The sequence below is a fragment of the Nitratireductor indicus C115 genome (assembly GCF_000300515.1).
Classification (GTDB): Bacteria; Pseudomonadota; Alphaproteobacteria; order Rhizobiales; family Rhizobiaceae; genus Nitratireductor; species Nitratireductor indicus.
This window is the reverse complement of record NZ_AMSI01000061.1, coordinates 1-794: the sequence shown is the minus strand read 5'-3', so window position 1 is coordinate 794 and position 794 is coordinate 1. Positions and strand designations below refer to the sequence as shown.

Sequence of the window (794 nt, the reverse complement as noted above, 5' to 3'; positions counted from 1 at the left end):
GCGCAAAGGGGGCCGGTCCGAGGCCAATTATGCGGCAAGAATTGCGAACTGTTCGGCTAGGGACGGATTCGGATTGAAGGCGTATCTCGCCTGTCGCTTGCGCATCATGTGAACCATCTCGATGCCGGACAGGATGATCGCGGCTGATGCCTGTGATTTGAAGCCAAGCATTGGCCGGACGCGGCGCTTGATGCGCCGATGATCCTGTTCAATCCGATTATTCAGATACTTACTCTTGCGGATTTCGATCGGCTTCAGCCGGCGCCGAGAACGATCCTGCAAGCGATTTGTGGTGTCACAGGAAACGATAGCCTCGTGGTTGGTCTGGCTACCATCAATAACGACGCAGCCTGGCCGGCCATGCCGATTCAGCGCCTTTGTGAAGAACCGTTTGGCCGACGGCAGGTCACGCTGCTCGCTGAACCAGAATTCGACCGTGTCGCCGACACTGTCGATGGCGCGGTATAGGTACATCCACTGGCCGCGGACCTTGATGTAAGTCTCGTCGATATGCCATCTGCCGGTCACGTTCCGCTTCCGTCGGTTGAAACGCTCCAGCAATAGCGGTGCGTAGCGGACGGTCCAGCGGTGAATGGTCGTGTGGTCAACGGCAATGCCTCGCTCGGCCATCATTTCTTCCAGGTCCCGCAGGCTCAGACTGTAGGCCAGGTACCAGCGCACGCAAAGCAGGATGACTGACTGGTCAAACTGGCGGCCCTTGAACATTCAATCCTCCGAAAGATCAGAAGCTCTCCTTGCCACAAAAACGGTATTCAAAACGTTGCAACACAACC

General features: G+C 56.7%; 1 protein-coding gene. It reads right to left on the bottom strand.

Going from position 1 to position 794, the window contains the following annotated elements:
- Positions 1-27: 27 nt before the first annotated feature.
- Positions 28-726, bottom strand: a complete 699-nt coding sequence (locus NA8A_RS24200; protein WP_009453084.1) for an IS6 family transposase — start codon at positions 724-726, stop codon at positions 28-30.
- Between the last annotated feature and the right edge of the window lie 68 nt (positions 727-794).